Origin of the sequence: Citrobacter sp. wls619 (assembly GCF_005281345.1) — a bacterium.
GTDB lineage: Bacteria > Pseudomonadota > Gammaproteobacteria > Enterobacterales > Enterobacteriaceae > Citrobacter.
In genome coordinates this window covers 451,361-471,126 of record NZ_SZXJ01000095.1, presented here as the reverse complement: position 1 = coordinate 471,126, position 19,766 = coordinate 451,361, and the positions used below count along the sequence as shown (strand labels likewise).

The 19,766-nt window shown below is 51.5% G+C and carries 20 protein-coding genes; 15 read left to right on the top strand and 5 right to left on the bottom strand.

Annotation, left to right across the window (positions count from 1 at the left end; all coding sequences use genetic code 11):
- Positions 1 to 11 precede the first annotated feature (11 nt).
- From hfq to FDX19_RS19500, 10 genes are all read left to right on the top strand, one after another.
- Positions 12 to 320 (top strand): RNA chaperone Hfq, encoded by a 309-nt coding sequence (gene hfq, locus FDX19_RS19545; protein WP_003025584.1) that lies wholly within the window; start codon positions 12 to 14, stop codon positions 318 to 320.
- Between the two features lie 74 nt (positions 321 to 394).
- Positions 395 to 1,675 carry a ribosome rescue GTPase HflX gene (gene hflX / locus FDX19_RS19540; protein ID WP_137384001.1) on the top strand — a complete coding sequence of 427 codons (1,281 nt, stop codon included), beginning with the start codon at positions 395 to 397 and terminating at the stop codon, positions 1,673 to 1,675.
- A 189-nt stretch (positions 1,676 to 1,864) separates the two neighbouring features.
- Entirely contained in the window at positions 1,865 to 3,118 is a 1,254-nt protein-coding gene (hflK, locus tag FDX19_RS19535) for an FtsH protease activity modulator HflK (RefSeq protein WP_137384000.1), read from the top strand.
- Positions 3,119 to 3,120: 2 nt separating this feature from the next.
- Complete coding sequence (gene hflC, locus FDX19_RS19530; RefSeq protein ID WP_005122169.1) at positions 3,121 to 4,125, top strand: protease modulator HflC; 1,005 nt, start codon at positions 3,121 to 3,123, stop codon at positions 4,123 to 4,125.
- Between the two features lie 82 nt (positions 4,126 to 4,207).
- Positions 4,208 to 4,405 carry a DUF2065 family protein gene (locus FDX19_RS19525; protein WP_005122170.1) on the top strand — a complete coding sequence of 66 codons (198 nt, stop codon included), beginning with the start codon at positions 4,208 to 4,210 and terminating at the stop codon, positions 4,403 to 4,405.
- Between the two features lie 102 nt (positions 4,406 to 4,507).
- Complete coding sequence (gene purA, locus FDX19_RS19520; RefSeq protein ID WP_048212891.1) at positions 4,508 to 5,806, top strand: adenylosuccinate synthase; 1,299 nt, start codon at positions 4,508 to 4,510, stop codon at positions 5,804 to 5,806.
- A 216-nt stretch (positions 5,807 to 6,022) separates the two neighbouring features.
- Positions 6,023 to 6,448 carry a nitric oxide-sensing transcriptional repressor NsrR gene (gene nsrR, locus FDX19_RS19515; RefSeq protein WP_005134424.1) on the top strand — a complete coding sequence of 142 codons (426 nt, stop codon included), beginning with the start codon at positions 6,023 to 6,025 and terminating at the stop codon, positions 6,446 to 6,448.
- Positions 6,449 to 6,486: 38 nt separating this feature from the next.
- Positions 6,487 to 8,949 (top strand): ribonuclease R, encoded by a 2,463-nt coding sequence (rnr, locus tag FDX19_RS19510; protein WP_137383999.1) that lies wholly within the window; start codon positions 6,487 to 6,489, stop codon positions 8,947 to 8,949.
- Between the two features lie 70 nt (positions 8,950 to 9,019).
- On the top strand, positions 9,020 to 9,751 hold the full coding sequence (gene rlmB / locus FDX19_RS19505; protein WP_003830482.1) for a 23S rRNA (guanosine(2251)-2'-O)-methyltransferase RlmB: 732 nt from the start codon (positions 9,020 to 9,022) through the stop codon (positions 9,749 to 9,751).
- Positions 9,752 to 9,870: 119 nt separating this feature from the next.
- Positions 9,871 to 11,493 carry an isovaleryl-CoA dehydrogenase gene (locus FDX19_RS19500; RefSeq protein ID WP_137383998.1) on the top strand — a complete coding sequence of 541 codons (1,623 nt, stop codon included), beginning with the start codon at positions 9,871 to 9,873 and terminating at the stop codon, positions 11,491 to 11,493.
- Between the two features lie 85 nt (positions 11,494 to 11,578).
- Here FDX19_RS19500 and yjfN read toward each other — a convergent pair whose 3' ends face one another.
- Together yjfN and bsmA are read right to left on the bottom strand one after the other, a co-directional pair.
- A complete protein-coding gene (gene yjfN, locus FDX19_RS19495; RefSeq protein ID WP_005134428.1) occupies positions 11,579 to 11,854 on the bottom strand; it encodes a DUF1471 family protease activator YjfN in 276 nt (91 codons plus the stop codon).
- 147 nt (positions 11,855 to 12,001) lie between these two features.
- Positions 12,002 to 12,331, bottom strand: coding sequence for a biofilm peroxide resistance protein BsmA (gene bsmA / locus FDX19_RS19490; RefSeq protein ID WP_040232967.1), 330 nt, complete (start codon positions 12,329 to 12,331; stop codon positions 12,002 to 12,004).
- Positions 12,332 to 12,512: 181 nt separating this feature from the next.
- Here bsmA and yjfP point away from each other — a divergent pair, with 181 nt between their 5' ends.
- Positions 12,513 to 13,262 carry an esterase gene (yjfP, locus tag FDX19_RS19485; RefSeq protein WP_137383997.1) on the top strand — a complete coding sequence of 250 codons (750 nt, stop codon included), beginning with the start codon at positions 12,513 to 12,515 and terminating at the stop codon, positions 13,260 to 13,262.
- Here yjfP and ulaR read toward each other — a convergent pair.
- From ulaR to ulaG, 3 genes are all read right to left on the bottom strand, one after another.
- The gene (gene ulaR / locus FDX19_RS19480; protein WP_137383996.1) at positions 13,259 to 14,014 is read right to left on the bottom strand and encodes an HTH-type transcriptional regulator UlaR; all 756 of its coding nucleotides are present in this window, start codon (positions 14,012 to 14,014) and stop codon (positions 13,259 to 13,261) included. The genes yjfP and ulaR overlap by 4 nt on opposite strands.
- A 293-nt stretch (positions 14,015 to 14,307) precedes the next feature.
- Positions 14,308 to 15,273, bottom strand: coding sequence for a hypothetical protein (locus FDX19_RS19475; RefSeq protein WP_137383995.1), 966 nt, complete (start codon positions 15,271 to 15,273; stop codon positions 14,308 to 14,310).
- Between the two features lie 198 nt (positions 15,274 to 15,471).
- Positions 15,472 to 16,536, bottom strand: coding sequence for an L-ascorbate 6-phosphate lactonase (gene ulaG / locus FDX19_RS19470; protein WP_137383994.1), 1,065 nt, complete (start codon positions 16,534 to 16,536; stop codon positions 15,472 to 15,474).
- A 367-nt stretch (positions 16,537 to 16,903) separates the two neighbouring features.
- On the opposite strand from ulaG, the gene ulaA reads away from it, so the two are divergent.
- From ulaA to ulaD, 4 genes are read left to right on the top strand one after another with little or no spacing between them, the layout of a single operon-like run.
- The gene (ulaA, locus tag FDX19_RS19460) at positions 16,904 to 18,301 is read left to right on the top strand and encodes a PTS ascorbate transporter subunit IIC (protein ID WP_137384034.1); all 1,398 of its coding nucleotides are present in this window, start codon (positions 16,904 to 16,906) and stop codon (positions 18,299 to 18,301) included.
- A gap of 15 nt (positions 18,302 to 18,316) precedes the next feature.
- Positions 18,317 to 18,622 carry a PTS ascorbate transporter subunit IIB gene (gene ulaB, locus FDX19_RS19455; RefSeq protein WP_003025655.1) on the top strand — a complete coding sequence of 102 codons (306 nt, stop codon included), beginning with the start codon at positions 18,317 to 18,319 and terminating at the stop codon, positions 18,620 to 18,622.
- A gap of 11 nt (positions 18,623 to 18,633) precedes the next feature.
- Positions 18,634 to 19,101, top strand: a complete 468-nt coding sequence (gene ulaC, locus FDX19_RS19450) for a PTS ascorbate transporter subunit IIA (protein ID WP_137383993.1) — start codon at positions 18,634 to 18,636, stop codon at positions 19,099 to 19,101.
- 12 nt (positions 19,102 to 19,113) lie between these two features.
- Positions 19,114 to 19,764 carry a 3-keto-L-gulonate-6-phosphate decarboxylase UlaD gene (gene ulaD, locus FDX19_RS19445; protein ID WP_137383992.1) on the top strand — a complete coding sequence of 217 codons (651 nt, stop codon included), beginning with the start codon at positions 19,114 to 19,116 and terminating at the stop codon, positions 19,762 to 19,764.
- Positions 19,765 to 19,766 lie beyond the last annotated feature (2 nt).

Here is a 19,766-nt window from a genome sequence, read left to right as displayed (position 1 = left end):
GAAAAGAGAGAATGGCTAAGGGGCAATCTTTACAAGATCCGTTCCTGAACGCACTGCGTCGGGAACGTGTTCCAGTTTCTATTTATTTGGTGAATGGTATTAAGCTGCAAGGTCAAATCGAGTCTTTTGATCAGTTCGTGATCCTGTTGAAAAACACGGTCAGCCAGATGGTTTATAAGCACGCGATTTCTACGGTTGTCCCGTCTCGCCCGGTTTCTCATCACAGTAACAATGCCACCGGCGGCACTGGCAGCAACTACCATCATGGTAGCAACGCGCAGGGTTCATCAGCGCAACAGGACAGCGAAGAAACCGAATAAGGTTTTAGGCTGTTTTACACACGGGGAGCCAGAGATCCTGCGTTCCCCGTTGATACATATTAAGGGGTTGACGCTTGTTTGACCGTTATGATGCCGGTGAGCAGGCGGTACTGGTACACATCTATTTTTCGCAAGACAAAGATATGGAAGACCTCCAGGAGTTTGAATCTCTGGTTTCTTCCGCCGGTGTCGAAGCAATGCAGGTGATTACCGGGAGCCGTAAAGCACCGCACCCGAAGTATTTTGTTGGTGAAGGTAAGGCAATCGAAATTGCCGAAGCCGTAAAAGCGACTGGCGCTGCGGTGGTGATTTTTGATCATGCGCTAAGCCCTGCCCAGGAACGTAACCTGGAACAGTTATGCCAGTGTCTTGTTATCGACAGGACTGGTCTTATTTTAGATATTTTTGCCCAGCGTGCGCGGACCCATGAGGGTAAGTTGCAGGTTGAGCTGGCGCAGTTGCGCCATATGGCTACACGCCTGGTCCGTGGCTGGACTCACCTTGAAAGGCAAAAAGGCGGGATTGGTTTGCGTGGTCCGGGTGAAACCCAGCTCGAAACTGACCGCCGTTTGCTGCGTAATCGCATTTTGCAAATACAGTCGCGCCTGGAAAAAGTTGAAAAGCAACGTGAGCAGGGGCGGCAGTCGCGCAAGAAAGCGGATGTCCCAACCGTATCACTGGTGGGATATACCAACGCCGGAAAATCCACCCTGTTCAACCAGATAACCGAAGCCCGGGTCTACGCAGCGGATCAACTGTTCGCGACCCTGGATCCGACGCTTCGTCGAATAGACGTTGCGGATGTCGGTGAAACCGTGCTGGCGGATACCGTAGGGTTTATCCGTCATTTGCCGCACGACCTGGTGGCGGCGTTTAAGGCCACTTTGCAGGAGACACGTCAGGCGACCTTGCTGTTGCACGTTATTGATGCGGCAGACTTTCGTGTGCAGGAAAACATCGAGGCCGTCGACACGGTTCTTGAAGAGATCGATGCACATGAAATCCCGACGCTGCTGGTAATGAATAAGATCGATATGCTGGATGATTTTGAACCGCGTATCGACAGAGATGAAGAGAATAAACCCATTCGCGTGTGGGTCTCAGCGCAAACGGGAATGGGCATACCACAACTTTTTCAGGCTTTGACAGAGCGACTTTCCGGTGAGGTTGCGCAGCATACGTTGCGTCTGCCGCCGCAGGAAGGGCGACTGAGAAGCCGGTTTTACCAACTTCAGGCAATAGAGAAAGAGTGGATGGAGGAAGACGGTAGCGTAGGTCTGCAAGTACGTATGCCGATCGTAGACTGGCGTCGCCTCTGTAAACAAGAACCGGCACTGGAAGACTATGTTGTCTGACCTGACGGATATGGCCTGAAGATTTTTTCGCCTCTATTCCTCGTGAATTTTATGCGGCAGGAAGGCGGCAAGTCCTGAAATCTCCAGGCGCATAGTCAACTATGTGACTGGGGTTGAAAGACGTAGCCAACGCATCTGCAGCGCAAAAAACGCAGGTATAGCATCGCATAACAAATATGGAGCACAAACATGGCGTGGAATCAGCCCGGTAATAACGGACAAGACCGCGACCCCTGGGGAAGCAGCAAACCTGGCGGCAACCCAGAGGGAAATGGAAACAAAGGTGGTCGCGATCAGGGACCTCCCGATCTGGATGATATCTTCCGCAAACTGAGTAAAAAACTCGGTGGTTTGGGTGGTGGTAAAGGTACGGGCTCTGGTGGTGGTAGTTCATCACAAGGCCCGCGTCCGCAACTGGGCGGCCGAGTCTTTACTATCGCAGCGGCAGCTATCGTCATTATCTGGGCGGCTAGCGGTTTCTACACCATTAAAGAAGCGGAACGTGGCGTGGTGACACGCTTCGGTAAATTCAGCCATCTGGTTGAGCCGGGTCTGAACTGGAAACCGACCTTTATCGACGAAGTGACTCCGGTCAACGTTGAAGCTGTGCGTGAACTTGCCGCATCCGGCGTGATGCTGACATCAGACGAAAACGTCGTGCGCGTTGAAATGAACGTGCAGTACCGTGTGACCGATCCGCAGCGTTACCTGTTTAGCGTAACCAGCGCGGATGACAGTCTGCGTCAGGCAACCGACAGCGCCCTGCGTGGGGTCATCGGTAAATACACCATGGATCGTATCCTGACCGAAGGGCGTACCGTTATTCGTAGCGATACCCAGCGTGAACTGGAAGAAACCATTCGTCCGTACAACATGGGTATCACCCTGCTGGACGTCAACTTCCAGGCAGCGCGTCCGCCGGAAGAGGTAAAAGCGGCGTTTGATGATGCTATCGCAGCGCGTGAAAACGAGCAGCAGTACATCCGTGAAGCAGAAGCGTATACCAACGAAGTTCAGCCACGTGCAAACGGTCAGGCGCAGCGTATTCTGGAAGAAGCGCGTGCGTATAAGACCCAGACCATCCTGGAAGCACAGGGTGAAGTGGCTCGTTTCGCAAAAATTCTGCCGGAATATAAAGCCGCACCGCAGATTACTCGCGAGCGTCTGTATATCGAAACCATGGAAAAAGTGCTGAGCCATACTCGCAAAGTCCTGGTTAACGATAAGGGCAGCAATCTGATGGTTCTGCCGTTGGATCAGATGCTGAAAGGCGGTAATGCGCCAGCAGCGAAGAGCGACAGCAGTTCAAATCTGCTGCGTCTGCCACCGGTAACGTCTTCCGGCACTGGAGCAAGCAACACCTCGTCCACCAGTCAGGGCGATATTATGGACCAACGCCGCGCGAACGCGCAGCGTAACGACTACCAGCGTCAGGGGGAATAACGATGCGTAAGTCAGTTATTGCGATTATCATCATCGTTCTGGTAGTTCTGTTCATGTCTGTCTTTGTGGTCAAAGAAGGCGAGCGCGGTATTACCCTGCGCTTTGGGAAAGTTCTGCGTGACGATGACAACAAGCCGCTGGTCGTTGCACCAGGCCTGCACTTCAAGATTCCGTTTATTGAATCCGTGAAGATGCTGGATGCGCGTATTCAGACCATGGACAACCAGGCCGATCGCTTTGTGACCAAAGAGAAGAAAGACCTGATCGTTGACTCTTACATCAAGTGGCGCATCAGTGACTTTAGCCGCTACTACCTGGCAACGGGCGGTGGCGATGTTTCTCAGGCAGAAGTGCTGTTGAAACGTAAGTTCTCTGACCGTCTGCGTTCTGAAATCGGTCGTCTGGACGTGAAAGATATCGTTACCGATTCCCGCGGTCGTTTGACCCTGGAAGTCCGTGACGCGCTGAACTCCGGTTCTGCTGGCACAGAAGATGAAGTCGCGACTCCGGCGGCGGATAGCGCGATTGCCGAAGCGGCTGAACGTGTGCAGGCTGAAACGAACGGTAAAGTCCCGGTCATCAACCCGAACAGTATGGCGGCACTGGGTATCGAAGTGGTCGATGTGCGTATCAAGCAAATCAACCTGCCAGCTGAAGTGTCCGAGGCTATTTACAACCGTATGCGCGCTGAGCGTGAAGCGGTAGCGCGTCGCCATCGTTCACAGGGTCAGGAAGAAGCGGAAAAACTGCGTGCAACAGCGGACTATGAAGTCACTAAAACGCTGGCAGAATCTGAGCGTCAGGGCCGCATTATGCGCGGTGAAGGCGATGCAGAAGCCGCTAAATTGTTTGCCGATGCGTTCAGTCAGGATCCTGATTTCTACGCCTTCATCCGTAGCCTGCGCGCTTACGAGAAGAGCTTCGAAGGAAACCAGGATGTCATGGTCATGAGCCCGGACAGCGATTTCTTCCGCTACATGAAGACGCCGAATAGCGCAACACGCTAAAATAGCGCCAGCGGTTTTAGACCAGCAAAACCACCGGCATCCCCAGGGATGCGGTGGTTTTCTTTTTATATAAGGACGACGGATGAACTCAACAATTTTGCTGGCGCTCGCGCTGGTTTTGGTGCTGGAAGGCTTGGGTCCTATGCTGTATCCCCGCGCCTGGAAGAAAATGATCTCGGCGATGGCACAACTTCCTGAAAATATTTTGCGTCGTTTTGGTGGAGGTCTTGTGGTCGCGGGCGTGGTCGTCTACTACATGTTGAGGAAAACGATTGGCTGATCAATAAGTAGACTAATTTGCAGATTTTTGGATGCAAAAAGTGCTGTATATCTGAAAAAGCGGTGGTAGAATCCATTTTTAAGCAAACGGTGATTTTGAAAAATGGGTAACAACGTCGTCGTACTGGGCACCCAATGGGGTGACGAAGGTAAAGGGAAGATCGTCGATCTTCTGACTGAACGGGCTAAATATGTTGTACGCTACCAGGGCGGTCACAACGCAGGCCATACTCTCGTAATCAACGGTGAAAAAACCGTCCTCCATCTTATTCCATCAGGTATTCTTCGCGAGAATGTAACCAGCATCATCGGTAACGGTGTTGTACTGTCTCCATCCGCGCTGATGAAAGAGATGAAAGGGCTGGAAGATCGTGGTATCCCGGTTCGTGAGCGCCTGCTGCTGTCTGAAGCGTGTCCGCTGATCCTTGATTATCATGTTGCGTTGGATAACGCTCGTGAGAAAGCGCGCGGTGAGAAAGCGATCGGTACCACCGGTCGTGGTATCGGCCCGGCTTATGAAGATAAAGTGGCTCGTCGCGGTCTGCGCGTTGGCGATCTGTTTGATAAAGCAACTTTCGCTGAAAAACTGAAAGAAGTGATGGAATATCACAACTTCCAGCTGGTGAATTTCTACAAAGTTGAAGCAGTTGACTACCAGAAAGTGCTGGATGATGTGATGGCGATAGCCGACATCCTGACGTCTATGGTTGTTGATGTTTCCGATCTGCTGGACCAGGCGCGTAAGCGTGGCGATTTCGTCATGTTTGAAGGTGCGCAGGGTACTCTGCTGGATATCGACCACGGTACCTATCCGTACGTAACGTCTTCCAACACCACTGCTGGTGGCGTGGCGACCGGCTCCGGCCTGGGCCCGCGTTATGTGGACTACGTTCTGGGTATCATCAAAGCATACTCCACCCGTGTAGGTGCAGGTCCGTTCCCGACTGAATTGTTTGATGATGTCGGCGAGTTCCTGTGCAAACAAGGTAACGAGTATGGCGCAACGACGGGTCGTCGTCGTCGTACCGGTTGGCTGGACTCCGTGGCTGTACGTCGTGCAGTACAGATTAACTCTCTGTCTGGCTTCTGCCTGACCAAACTGGACGTCCTGGACGGTTTGAAAGAGGTTAAAATCTGTGTTGCTTACCGTATGCCGGATGGCCGTGAAGTCACGACTACTCCGCTGGCAGCAGACGACTGGAAAGGTATTGAGCCGATTTACGAAACCATGCCTGGCTGGTCTGAATCCACCTTTGGTGTGAAGGATCGTAGCGGTCTGCCGCAGGCAGCACTGAACTACATCAAGCGTATTGAAGAACTGACCGGTGTGCCGATTGATATTATCTCAACTGGCCCAGACCGTACTGAAACCATGATCCTGCGCGACCCGTTCGACGCATAATTCTGGTTACAGCGTAGCGTCAAATGGCGCTGCGCTTGCACTAATTTAGGCCGGGTGAGGCGCTTTGCATCAGAATCCGGCTTAAAATCACGTAGGTTCCTCGCTTTTTTCCTTCCCGAACTGAAATAAATTAGCGACCTGGCTGGTGGCTGGTTTATCATCAATATAAATAATACTACCAGGCTTATCCGTTTTATCCCTTTTCCTGAGGTTGATGTGCAGTTAACAAGTTTCACCGATTACGGATTACGTGCGCTAATCTACATGGCGTCGCTACCCGAAGGACGTATGACCAGTATTTCTGAGGTGACAGAAGTCTACGGCGTGTCCCGTAATCATATGGTCAAAATAATCAATCAACTTAGCCGGGCGGGCTTCGTTACTGCTATTCGTGGAAAAAATGGCGGCATCCGCCTGGGCAAACCGGCTAAGGCTATTGGAATTGGTGATGTGGTTCGCGAGCTGGAACCCTTATCGCTGGTTAACTGTAGCAGCGAGTTTTGCCACATTACCCCTGCCTGCCGACTCAAGCAGGCGCTTTCTAAGGCAGTGCAAAGTTTTCTCACGGAACTGGACAACTACACACTTGCTGATTTGGTTGAAGAGAATCAACCGCTTTATAAATTATTGCTGGTGGAGTGACGAAAATCTTCATCAGAGCTGACAATGGAGGAACCTCGATGTCACAAGATCCTTTCCAGGAACGCGAAGCTGAAAAATACGCGAACCCTATCCCGAGCCGGGAATTTATCCTCGAACATTTAACTAAACGTGAAAAACCGGCCAACCGCGATGAGCTGGCCGCTGAACTCAATATTGAAGGTGAAGAGCAGCAAGAAGCACTGCGTCGCCGTCTGCGCGCGATGGAGCGTGACGGACAACTGGTCTTCACCCGTCGTCAGTGCTATGCGCTGCCGGAACGTCTCGACTTGCTGAAAGGTACCGTTATTGGCCACCGTGATGGCTACGGCTTTCTGCGCGTTGAAGGCCGCAAAGATGACCTGTACCTGTCCAGTGAGCAGATGAAAACCTGCATTCATGGCGATCAGGTACTGGCACAACCGCTGGGGGCGGATCGTAAAGGCCGCCGCGAAGCACGTATCGTGCGCGTACTGGTGCCGAAAACCAGCCAGATTGTTGGTCGCTACTTCACCGACGCTGGCGTCGGGTTTGTCGTGCCTGACGACAGCCGCCTGAGTTTCGATATCCTGATCCCGCCTGAAGAGGTGATGGGTGCCCGTATGGGCTTTGTGGTGGTGGTTGAACTCACCCAGCGCCCGACTCGCCGTACCAAAGCAGTGGGTAAAATTGTCGAAGTGCTGGGCGATAATATGGGCACCAGCATGGCCGTTGATATGGCCCTGCGTACTCATGAAATTCCCTATATCTGGCCGCAGGCAGTAGAGAAACAGGTCGCTGGCCTGAAAGAAGAAGTGCCGGAAGAGGCGAAAGTCGGGCGTGTTGATTTGCGCGATTTGCCGCTGGTTACTATCGATGGTGAAGATGCGCGTGATTTCGATGATGCCGTCTATTGCGAGAAAAAGCGTGGCGGCGGCTGGCGTTTGTGGGTGGCGATTGCTGACGTAAGTTATTACGTTCGCCCACCGACCCCGCTGGACCAGGAAGCCCGTAGCCGCGGTACATCCGTGTACTTCCCATCGCAGGTTGTTCCAATGCTGCCGGAAGTGCTGTCAAACGGATTGTGTTCGCTCAACCCGCAGGTGGACAGGCTGTGTATGGTCTGTGAAATGACCATTTCGTCGAAAGGTCGCTTAACCGGTTTTAAATTCTACGAAGCGGTAATGAGCTCCCATGCGCGCCTGACTTACACCAAAGTCTGGCACATGCTGCAGGGCGACCAGGAGCTGCGTGAACAGTACGCGCCGCTGGTTAAACACATTGAAGAGCTGCATAACCTCTACAAAGTACTGGATAAAGCGCGGGAAGAGCGCGGCGGTATCTCGTTTGAGAGTGAAGAAGCGAAGTTTATCTTCAATGCTGAACGCCGTATTGAGCGTATTGAGCAGACGCAGCGTAATGACGCGCACAAACTGATTGAAGAGTGCATGATCATGGCGAATATCTCAGCGGCGCGATTCGTTGAGAAAGCCAAAGAGCCTGCGCTGTTCCGTATTCACGATAAGCCAACGACCGAAGCGATTAACTCTTTCCGCTCGGTACTGGCCGAGCTGGGGCTGGAGTTGCCTGGTGGTAACAAACCAGAGCCGCGTGATTATGCCGAACTGCTGGAGTCGATTGCTGATCGACCTGACGCAGAAATGCTGCAAACTATGCTGCTGCGTTCGATGAAGCAGGCGATTTACGATCCGGAAAACCGCGGTCACTTTGGTCTGGCGCTGCAATCTTATGCACACTTTACCTCGCCGATCCGTCGTTACCCGGATCTCTCCTTGCACCGTGCAATCAAGTATCTGTTGGCGCAGGAGCAGGGTCATAAAGGTAACACCACGGAAACGGGTGGCTACCATTATTCGATGGAAGAGATGCTGCAACTGGGCCAGCACTGTTCGATGGCAGAGCGCCGTGCTGACGAAGCCACGCGCGATGTTTCCGACTGGCTGAAGTGCGACTTTATGCTGGATCAGGTCGGTAATGTCTTTAAGGGCGTTATTGCCAGCGTGACGGGTTTTGGCTTCTTTGTTCGTCTTGATGAGCTGTTTATCGACGGTCTGGTGCATGTCTCCTCGCTGGATAACGATTACTATCGTTTTGACCAGGTAGGGCAACGCCTGACTGGCGAATCCAGCGGTCAGATGTATCGTCTTGGCGATCGTGTGGAAGTCCGTGTGGAAGCCGTCAATATGGACGAGCGCAAAATCGACTTTAGTCTGATTTCCAGCGAACGAGCGCCGCGCAACGAGGGTAAAACCGCGCGCGAAAAAGCCAAAAAAGGCGATGCAGGTAAGAATACCGGTAAACGTCGTCAGATGGGCAAAAAGGTGAATTTCGAGCCGGACAGTGCTTTCCGCGGTGAGAAAAAAGGCAGAGCCAAACCTCAGGCGGATAAGAATGCGGCTGAGAAAAAAGGCGACAAAAAAGCGAAAAAGCCATCGGCGAAAACGCTTAAAATCGCTGCCGCCACCAAAGCCAAACGCGCGGCGAAAAAGAAAGTCACGGAATAAGCCATAAACCGTAAGCCGGGTGGCCTGCGTGTCGCCCGGCGTTACACCTAAACTATTAACGAGTACATTCATGAGTGAAATGATTTACGGCATCCATGCGGTGCAGGCTCTGCTGGAGCGTGCGCCTGAGCGCTTTCAGGACGTCTTTATTCTCAAAGGTCGTGAAGATAAACGTCTGCTGCCGCTGATCCATGCACTGGAAGCACAGGGTGTTGTCATCCAGTTAGCTAACCGCCAGTTCCTGGATGAGAAAAGTGAGGGTGCGGTTCATCAGGGGATTATTGCGCGCGTGAAGCCGGGTCGTCAGTATCAGGAAAACGATCTCCCGGATCTGATTGCTACGCTCGATCAGCCGTTCTTTTTGATCCTCGATGGCGTCACCGATCCGCATAACCTGGGCGCATGCCTGCGTAGCGCAGACGCTGCTGGTGTGCATGCGGTTATCGTGCCGAAAGATCGTTCTGCACAATTGAATGCGACGGCGAAAAAAGTCGCCTGTGGCGCGGCAGAAAGCGTACCGCTGATCCGCGTGACCAACCTGGCGCGCACCATGCGTATGCTGCAAGAAGAGAACATCTGGATCGTTGGTACCGCAGGCGAAGCTGACCATACGTTGTATCAGAGCAAAATGACCGGACGTCTGGCGCTGGTAATGGGCGCAGAGGGCGAAGGTATGCGTCGCCTGACCCGTGAACACTGCGATGAACTGATCAGCATCCCAATGGCCGGGAGCGTTTCATCGCTTAACGTCTCAGTCGCGACGGGAATTTGCCTGTTTGAAGCTGTTCGTCAGCGCGGGTAATTGATTCCCTCTTCTCTTAAGCCATCCTTCGGGATGGCTTTTTTGTGACCTTTATCCCAGGCACTCTCTTCTCTGACTGGCCATACTTATGGCGACGGCCATTGACGGAGGGAGACACAATGCACTGGCAAACGCATACCGTTTTTAACCAACCTGTACCGCTCAATAACAGCAACTTATACCTGTCCGATGGCGCACTGTGTGAAGCCGTTGCTCGCGAAGGCGCGGGCTGGGACAGCGATCTTCTCGCTAGTATTGGCCAGCAATTAGGGACCGCGGAATCGCTCGAGCTGGGCCGACTGGCCAATACCTTTCCCCCCGAATTATTGCGTTACGATCCGCAGGGGCAGCGCCTGGATGATGTGCGGTTTCATCCCGCCTGGCATTTACTGATGCAGGGATTGTGCGCAAATCGCGTGCATAACCTGGCCTGGGAAGAGGAGGCGAGGCAGGGCTCGTTTGTTGCCCGGGCGGCACGTTTTATGCTGCATGCGCAGGTGGAGGCGGGCACCTTGTGCCCGATAACCATGACCTTTGCCGCCACGCCGCTGTTACTGCAGATGCTACCTTCACAATTTCATGACTGGTTTACCCCTCTGCGCAGCGATCGCTATGACTCACATTTGCTGCCCGGTGGACAAAAGCGTGGGGTGCTGATTGGTATGGGAATGACGGAGAAGCAAGGGGGTTCAGATGTGCTGAGCAATACCACTCAGGCTGAGCGTCTTGCAGATGGCTCATATCGCCTGGTGGGACATAAATGGTTTTTCTCTGTGCCGCAAAGCGATGCCCATTTGGTGCTGGCGCAGACAAAGGGGGGATTATCCTGCTTTTTTGTACCGCGATTCTTACCTGATGGTCGGCGCAACGCCATCCGCCTTGAACGCCTGAAAGATAAGCTCGGTAACCGTTCTAATGCCAGCTGTGAGGTTGAGTTTCAGGATGCCATCGGCTGGTTGCTGGGCGAGGAAGGGGAAGGTATTCGCCACATCCTGAAAATGGGCGGTATGACGCGTTTCGACTGCGCGCTGGGTAGTCACAGCATGATGCGACGCGCTTTTTCCGTGGCGATTTATCATGCACATCAGCGGCAGGTATTTGGTAAACCTTTGATCGAACAACCGATGATGCGTCAGGTACTAAGCCGAATGGCGTTGCAGTTGGAAGGGCAGACCGCGTTACTGTTTCGGCTGGCGCGAGCCTGGGATCGCCGCACCGATACGAAAGAAGCCCTGTGGGCCAGATTATTCACACCCGCAGCGAAATTTGCCATCTGCAAAAATGGCATGCCGTTTGTTGCCGAGGCGATGGAAGTGCTGGGCGGGATTGGCTATTGCGAGGAGAGTGAGCTGCCGCGCCTGTATCGTGAGATGCCGGTAAACAGCATCTGGGAAGGCTCCGGCAACATTATGTGTCTTGATGTATTGCGGGTGCTGACGAAACAACCCGGCATGTACGATATGCTCAGTGAGGCTTTTGCTGAAGTAAAAGGGCAGGATCGTCATTACGATCGGATGGTGCGTCAGTTACAGCAACACCTGCGTAAGCCCAGTGAGGCGTTGGCGAGGGAGATTACGCAGCAGCTTTTTCTACTCGGGTGTGGCGCGCAGATATTGCGTTATGCCTCTCCGCCAGTGGCGCAGGCCTGGTGTCAGATGATGCTGGATACGCGTGGTGTAAAACAGTTGTCTGCACAGGTGCAGAGTGATTTGCTACTGCGGGCGACGGGAGGAATACGGTAATACTGTGCCAGATGGCGATGCTGTCGCGTCGTATCCTGCCCACGTTCAATACCGGCAGGATACGTTTACGCCATCCGGCAATCTGTTATGCATAAAGTATGGCCTGTACGCGCCAGTTATCTGGCTGCTGTTCTTCATACATCTGAATAATCCGGTACCATGAGGCACCTTGTTCATCCGCTTTTAACGCCACAACGCGTTCTACGTCCTGCGGGTTTCCTGCAATGTTACTGACCGATATCAGGCCAATTTCGTTCAGGCCTGTTACGCAGTCAGCACTGGCGAACTCGGCAGACTGCGCCGTTGTACCTACCAGTCCGGCAGAAAGCAGCAGTGAGGATAAGGCAAGTGATTGTTTCATCGTCAGCTCCATTATTCGTACCCCTACACATGGCAGGGCATTCCATCGCGATAATAAACCTCAAGCTCCCTGCTGTTGGTTTATTGTGCACAGGTAAACGCATAGGGGCGCAAAGCAATGTAAAGCTGACTAAATTTCAACCCAATGTTATTTACGATACAAAATAGCTTGTGAATACCATTGGCCTGTCACTATGGTCTCATCAACTAATAAGACCACGTAATAATCAGCTTTAGCCGCGACGGCTTTGGCACGGATCTCTGCCAGCGCATCATCTGGAGAGCCTCTTACCAGCGCATTGACTGTCCCTATTCGCTGCAACCCGTTGCTCTGGTCGCGGCGGATCTCTTGCGGGTGGTCGGCTACGGGCGGTGCAGGTTGTGGTGTACCCTGTAGCACACTACAGGCGCTTAAAAACGTCACCAGCAACAAAGAGGCAAACCGACGCATAACTCTATCTCGTTTCCTGATAGCCATAGTGTAGTGCCTTATTAAATTCCCTTTAGGGGAATGTTCCCGAATTGTTATCTCTCACGCGATTTTCGAATGAAAATGTTGCGAAAGCGTAACCCAGTTCTCAACATTATGAATCATTGCTGAACACATTCGCTTGCGTTAAGTATTTCTCCATGGCATACCAGAAAAAAAGAGGCGACAAATGATCGAAATTGAAACACGCCAGCTGGCTGGTATCCCTGTCTTGCACGCCGTTCCTGCGGGTAAACGCGAATGTTCACTCCCTTGTATTATCTTCTATCACGGGTTTACCTCTTCAAACCTGGTCTACAGCTATTTTGCCGTTGCTCTGGCACAGGCCGAATTCCGGGTCGTGATGCCTGATGCGCCCGATCATGGTGCCCGCTTCACGAGTGACGCCCAGGGGAGAATGTATCGCTTCTGGCAGATTTTGCAGCAAAATATGCAGGAGTTTACGACGTTACGTGCGGCGCTGGTGGCAGAAAATTGGCTATCAGATGAACGTCTCGCCGTCGGTGGTGCCTCAATGGGGGCAATGACGACACTGGGCATTATGGCACGTCATCCTGACGTAAAATGTGCAGCGAGCCTGATGGGTTCGGGTTATTTTACCCGGCTTGCACAAACGCTTTTCCCCCCTGTAGCGGTTCAGACGCCAGAACAGCAGGCGGAATTTGATAAGATTATTGCCCCACTGGCCGAGTGGGATGTTACACATCAGTTGCAACGTCTGGCCGACAGACCATTGCTGTTGTGGCATGGTCAGGATGACGATGTGGTTCCGGCTGTGGAAACGTTCCGTTTGCAGCAGGCGTTAATTCAGGCAGGTCTGGATAACCATCTGACCTGCCTGTGGGAAGCGGGTGTCCGACACCGCATCACGCCAGAAGCGCTCGCTGCGACAGTATCGTTTTTCCGCCAGCACCTTTAAACGCGTATAATGTTCACGCCCTGAGCCTCAAGTTGTTGCAGGATCTCAGGGTTTGCATTTTTGCCGGTAATCAGCATATCGATTTGATCGGCGCGACTGAACAACATCCCCGCACGCTCACCAACTTTACTGCTATCGACCAGCACCACCAGTTTGCCGACCACGTTGAGCATCTTTTGCTCAGCCATTGCCGTCAGCATATCGGTTTTATACAGTCCATCTGCGGTCAGTCCTTTACCACTCGTAAACATCCAGTGTCCGGCGTACAGGCTATTTTCGCTGCCCTGCGGGCTAAGCGTGATGGATTGGCTCTTGTTGTATTGCCCTCCCATGATGATCACGCTTTCATGCTCCTGGTCGATCAGATAGTTTGCCAGCGGCAGATAATTGGTGATGATCTGCACCGGTTTGCCACACATTTCACGTCCGAGCAGGAAGGCGGTCGAGCCGCAGTTGATCACCACGCTTTCACCCGCGTTCACTAACTGGGAGGCCGCTTTGGCAATCCGCACTTTTTCGTCGTGGTTTTGCGCCTGATGCAGATTCATTGGGGTCCAGCGCGGGCGCTGCTGGGTAATGGCTTCTGCGCCATTACGGACTTTCTTGAGCTTGCCGCTTTCGTCGAGTTTATTGATGTCCCGGCGTGCTGTGGCAGGTGAAATGCCCAGGCGCTCAATCACGTTCTCAACGGTAACAAAGCCCAATTGCGCCAGCATATCCAGCAATATTTGATGTCTTTGTGCTTCAGTCATGAGCTATTCCGATACAAATTGATTTGAAAAGATGATATTTGAAATAGCCAGGAAATACTAAAGTAAATGTAGAAAAATGCTGCGTAAGCGGCCTTTAGTTTGTCACCCATAGTGGTTACCAAAGCGAGCGAAATCAACCGGACACATTACTCTTTCGGTTTTGCTTACAAACTGGATGGATGTTGGAGCGACAACGCCAGCTTTGCTGGGAGGTGGGGATGTGTGAGCAGTGTTGGTAAAGCCGCCACGAGTAACGTCAATGGCGGTTTTACCATCATTTATCGAAGAAAATATCATACAACATTAGTTGTTCGGGGGTCTTCTAATGTTTGCGCATAATCTATCAGTTTTTCACTCAGTGTGTTCATTATTGATGTTGGCGCATTAGGTATAGCTTGTTTTTGGATACACTCTCTTTCTGTTAAACTAAATTTTCTATTAATGCCCTGAACATGGTCGTAAACTTTAGTATCAATGGCGCTTTGTGTGAACAGTATTGACTTAATATCTTTGATGAAGAAATTACCATCTTTCGATAACGCTCCTAATTTATGGAAGATCACTTTTGCCAGCACGCGATCTTCTTCCGGTAGGTTATCCATCTTGCTATTCATATAGTTGTGGAACTCTTCACGATTCATATTAAAAGCACTGACATCTGTTATACGAGGTGAACGTTCTGAATGTAAGAAATTATTTATTAGTGTGCCTGCCGCCTGACTCTCGCTGCCGCTTTCGAAGGACTGATAACTTGAGCCTTTAACTTCAATACCACTAGAAAATTGATTTATATCACGGGATGCCGGCCTTTTAGCAGTCTTTCCACCGTCGATACTTCCATTTTTAGCCAGTGTTACTAGATCGGCAGTATGGAACCGGGGTGCATTACGCAGTGGAGTCTTGAGGATGGCATCATTTTCGATGACATATCCCGCCTTCATCTTATTAAAAAGATTATCGATGTTATCAGTGTTTATTAGTTTTGCAGACATCTCCCTCCTGTTTTTGGCCAATTCTACCGCTAAGCTAGGTTTTGTGCCTCCAGTATTTGGGGAAGGAAGTTTTTGTTTGCCTACGAATTCAGACAATTGCTGAATCGTCATTTTATCCAGTTTATCCAGTTTCATTTGTTGATGGCCATTGCGCACTGAACTTAACATTTTCCCAAAAGTTGTTTTATGTCTTGCTAAATCTCCAGTACCTTGTTTTTTTTGTATTTCATAATTATGCTTTATAGCAGAAAAAAATTTCACTCCCATTTTCATTCTCCTTAGTATTACATATTGATCGGGGGATACTCGACAAAGTACCTTTACGCCCTGAGTCTATGTGATTCAGGCAGAGCATACTTTCAAAAAGTGCTCCAGTTTTGATTGTGGGAGGATTTTATTGAGCGTACTTCAATAGAGGTTGCCGTATCGTTTGTGTGAGCAGTGATACGGCAGTTATGCAAAAGGTCACAGGAAGGATTTAAACGGTAAGTCCGGTTCAATCGTAAAGCAGTCTTCAAAGCCGCGCGGGTAGTGATACTCAAAATTATCTTTGTCCAGCGGCCAGGTGAACTTGCCGCCAACCTGCCAGATAAACGGTTTGAAGCCATACTTCAGCCGGTCTTTTTTCATCTCCCACAGCACGCGGATCTCCTGCGGATCGGCCTGGAAGTTTGACCAGATGTCATGATGGAAGGGGATGACTACTTTTGTATTCAACGCTTCCGCCATACGCAGCATGTCGGAGCTGGTCATTTTGTCGGTGATACCGCGCGGGTTCTCACCGTAGGAGCCCAGTGCGACGTCGATGTGATGCTCGTTGCCGTGCTTTGCATAATAGTTGGAGTAGTGCGAGTCACCGCTGTGATATAGCGTACCGCCCGGCGTTTTGAACAGGTAGTTAACCGCACGTGCATCCATGCCGTCAGGCAGGACGCCTGCCGCTTTTTGATCCGCAGGTAAGGTGATCAATGCCGTACGATCAAACGCGTCGAGCGCATGAATTTCAATATCTTTTACTTTAACGACGTCGCCTGGCTTCACCACGATGCAGCGTTCTTTTGGCACGCCCCAACCCACCCACAGATCCACACAGGTTTGTGGTCCGATAAACGGCACATCGTCGGCACAGTTCTGCATGACGGCGGCAGCAACGTTCACGTCGATATGATCGTTATGATCGTGTGTGGCTAGAACGGCATCGATCTGACGAATGGCGAAAGGATCGAGTACAAACGGCGTGGTGCGCAGGTTTGGCTGGAGTTTCTTCACGCCTGCCATACGCTGCATCTGATGGCCCGTTTTCATCAGTAGATTACCGTGGCTCTGCTTGCCTGTTCCGCACCAAAAATCAACGCAGACGTTAGTCCCGCCTTCCGATTTCAGCCAAATTCCGGTGCAGCCCAGCCACCACATCGCAAAGGTGCCAGGTGCAACCTGTTCCTGTTCGATCTCTTCGTTTAGCCAGCTACCCCACTCCGGGAATGTGCTCAGGATCCATGATTCACGCGTGATGCTTTTTACTTTACTCATCGCATTTACCCTCATGTTTGTTCATATCGAATCATAATGTGATTTAATTTGATTGATAATGACATCGTTTTATCAAGAAGGCAATGCAATGATTTTTGGCTTTGAATAGCAAAATGTGAACAAATTACAGCGTGACAAGAGGGTTTATATGAAATGTATTTTCTTATTTGATTGTTTTAAAAGAATTTATTTTAAGCTTGAAGAATTCGAAGTAAATCCACTCGGCAAGTAAGAGAATTATTTGCGTACTGCATCACATTTAATCAAATTCAATCTTGTTGTGATTATTTTTGAAAACTAGAGTGAGAGCACAACATCCTGGGCATCTGTAATGAATGTTCAGCAACTTCGTCTACTGGAGATCGTTATGGAGATCCTCTACAACATCTTTACCGTCTTTTTTAATCAGGTTATGACCAATGCACCGTTGCTTTTGGGTATTGTGACCTGTCTCGGCTACATCTTGCTGCGTAAAAGTGTCAGCGTCATTATCAAAGGCACGATCAAAACGATCATCGGCTTTATGTTGCTGCAGGCAGGGTCCGGCATCCTGACCAGTACGTTTAAACCGGTGGTGGCGAAGATGTCCGAGGTTTACGGTATCAATGGCGCGATCTCTGATACCTATGCCTCCATGATGGCAACCATCGAACGCATGGGTGATGCCTACAGTTGGGTAGGGTACGCCGTACTGTTGGCGCTGGCGCTGAACATTTGTTATGTACTGCTACGGCGTATTACTGGCATTCGCACCATCATGCTGACCGGACACATCATGTTCCAGCAGGCGGGCCTGATCGCCGTCTCTTTCTACATCTTTGGCTATTCCATGTGGACTACCATCATCTGCACTGCAGTGCTGGTGTCGCTCTATTGGGGTATTACCTCCAATATGATGTACAAGCCGACACAGGAAGTGACTGACGGTTGCGGTTTTTCCATCGGTCACCAGCAGCAGTTCGCCTCCTGGATTGCTTACAAAGTCGCGCCGTATCTGGGTAAGAAAGAGGAGAGCGTGGAAGATCTCAAGCTGCCTGGCTGGCTGAATATCTTCCATGACAACATCGTTTCAACCGCGATCGTGATGACCCTCTTCTTCGGCGCGATCCTGCTCTCTTTCGGCATTGATGTGGTTCAGACGATGGCGGGTAAAACCCACTGGACGGTGTATATCCTGCAAACCGGTTTCTCCTTCGCCGTTGCCATTTTCATCATCACCCAGGGTGTACGTATGTTCGTTGCTGAACTTTCAGAAGCGTTCAACGGCATCTCTCAACGTCTGATTCCTGGGGCGGTACTGGCGATTGACTGCGCGGCGATTTATAGCTTTGCTCCCAATGCGGTGGTCTGGGGCTTTATGTGGGGCACCATCGGCCAACTGATTGCGGTGGGCATTCTGGTGGGCTGCGGCTCTTCCATCCTGATTATCCCGGGCTTTATTCCGATGTTCTTCTCGAACGCCACTATCGGCGTGTTTGCCAACCACTTTGGCGGCTGGCGTGCGGCGATCAAGATTTGTCTGGTGATGGGGATGATTGAAATCTTTGGCTGCGTCTGGGCGGTAAAGCTCACCGGTATGAGCGCCTGGATGGGGATGGCGGACTGGTCAATTCTGGCGCCGCCGATGATGCAGGGCTTTGCCTCCATCGGGCTGATTTTTATGGCCGTCATTATTCTGATTGCACTGGCTTATATGTTTTTCGCAGGACGCACCTTGCGCGCTGAGGAAGACGCAGAAAAACAACTGGCAGAACAGTCTGCTTAATAAGGAGTTCCGATTATGACCGTACGTATTCTGGCTGTATGTGGCAACGGACAGGGCAGTTCCATGATCATGAAAATGAAAGTGGATCAGTTTTTGACCCAGTCAAATATTGACCATACGGTGAACAGCTGCGCAGTGGGTGAGTACAAAAGTGAACTGAGCGGCGCGGATATCATCATCGCCTCTACCCATATCGCCGGTGAGATTACGGTATCTGGCAATAAATATGTTGTAGGGGTACGCAACATGCTGTCTCCCGCTGATTTTGGTCCAAAACTGCTGGAAGTGATCAAAGCGCATTTTCCACAGGACGTGAAGTAAGGAGGCGGTACATGAAATTACGTGATTCGCTGGCAGACAATAACTCCATCCTTTTGCAAGCCGAGGCCAGTAGCTGGCAGGAAGCGGTAAAGCTGGGCGTGGATCTGCTGGTTAAGGCTGATGTGGTTGAACCTCGCTACTACCAGGCCATCCTCGATGGCGTCGAACAGTTCGGCCCGTACTTTGTCATTGCGCCCGGCCTGGCAATGCCCCACGGCCGTCCGGAGGAAGGGGTTAAGAAAACCGGTTTTGCGCTGGTGACGCTGAAAACACCGCTGGTGTTTAACCATGAAGATAACGACCCGGTCGACATCCTGATAACAATGGCGGCAGTAGACGCCAACACGCATCAGGAAGTCGGCATCATGCAGATCGTTAACCTGTTTGATGATGAAGCCAATTTTGACCGTTTACGTGCCTGCCGCACCGCGCAGGAAGTGCTGGATTTAATTGATAACGCCACTGCGGCGGCCGTTTAAAGGAACAATAAAATGTCATTACCTATGTTGCAGGTTGCGCTGGATAACCAATCAATGTCTTCCGCATATGAAACAACGCGTCTGATTGCCGAAGAGGTCGATATTATTGAGGTGGGCACTATTCTTTGCGTGGCAGAGGGCGTGCGCGCCGTACGCGATCTGAAGGCGCTTTACCCGCATAAAATTGTGCTGGCGGATGCGAAAATTGCCGATGCGGGAAAAATCCTCTCCCGCATGTGTTTCGAAGCCAACGCTGACTGGGTCACCGTCATCTGCTGTGCGGATATCAACACCACCAAGGGGGCGCTGGAAGTGGCGAAAGAATTTAACGGTGATGTACAGATTGAACTGACGGGTTACTGGACCTGGGAGCAGGCGCAAGAGTGGCGTGACGCGGGCATTGGGCAAGTTGTGTATCACCGCAGCCGTGATGCGCAGGCGGCGGGTGTGGCGTGGGGAGAGGCGGATATCAGTGCGATCAAACGCCTGTCCGAGATGGGCTTTAAAGTCACCGTAACCGGCGGTCTGGCGCTGGAAGATCTGCCGCTGTTCCGGGGAATTCCGATTCACGTCTTTATTGCCGGTCGCAGCATTCGCGATGCCGCCTCTCCGGTGGAAGCGGCCCGTCAGTTCAAACGTTCTATCGCCCAGCTGTGGGGATAAGG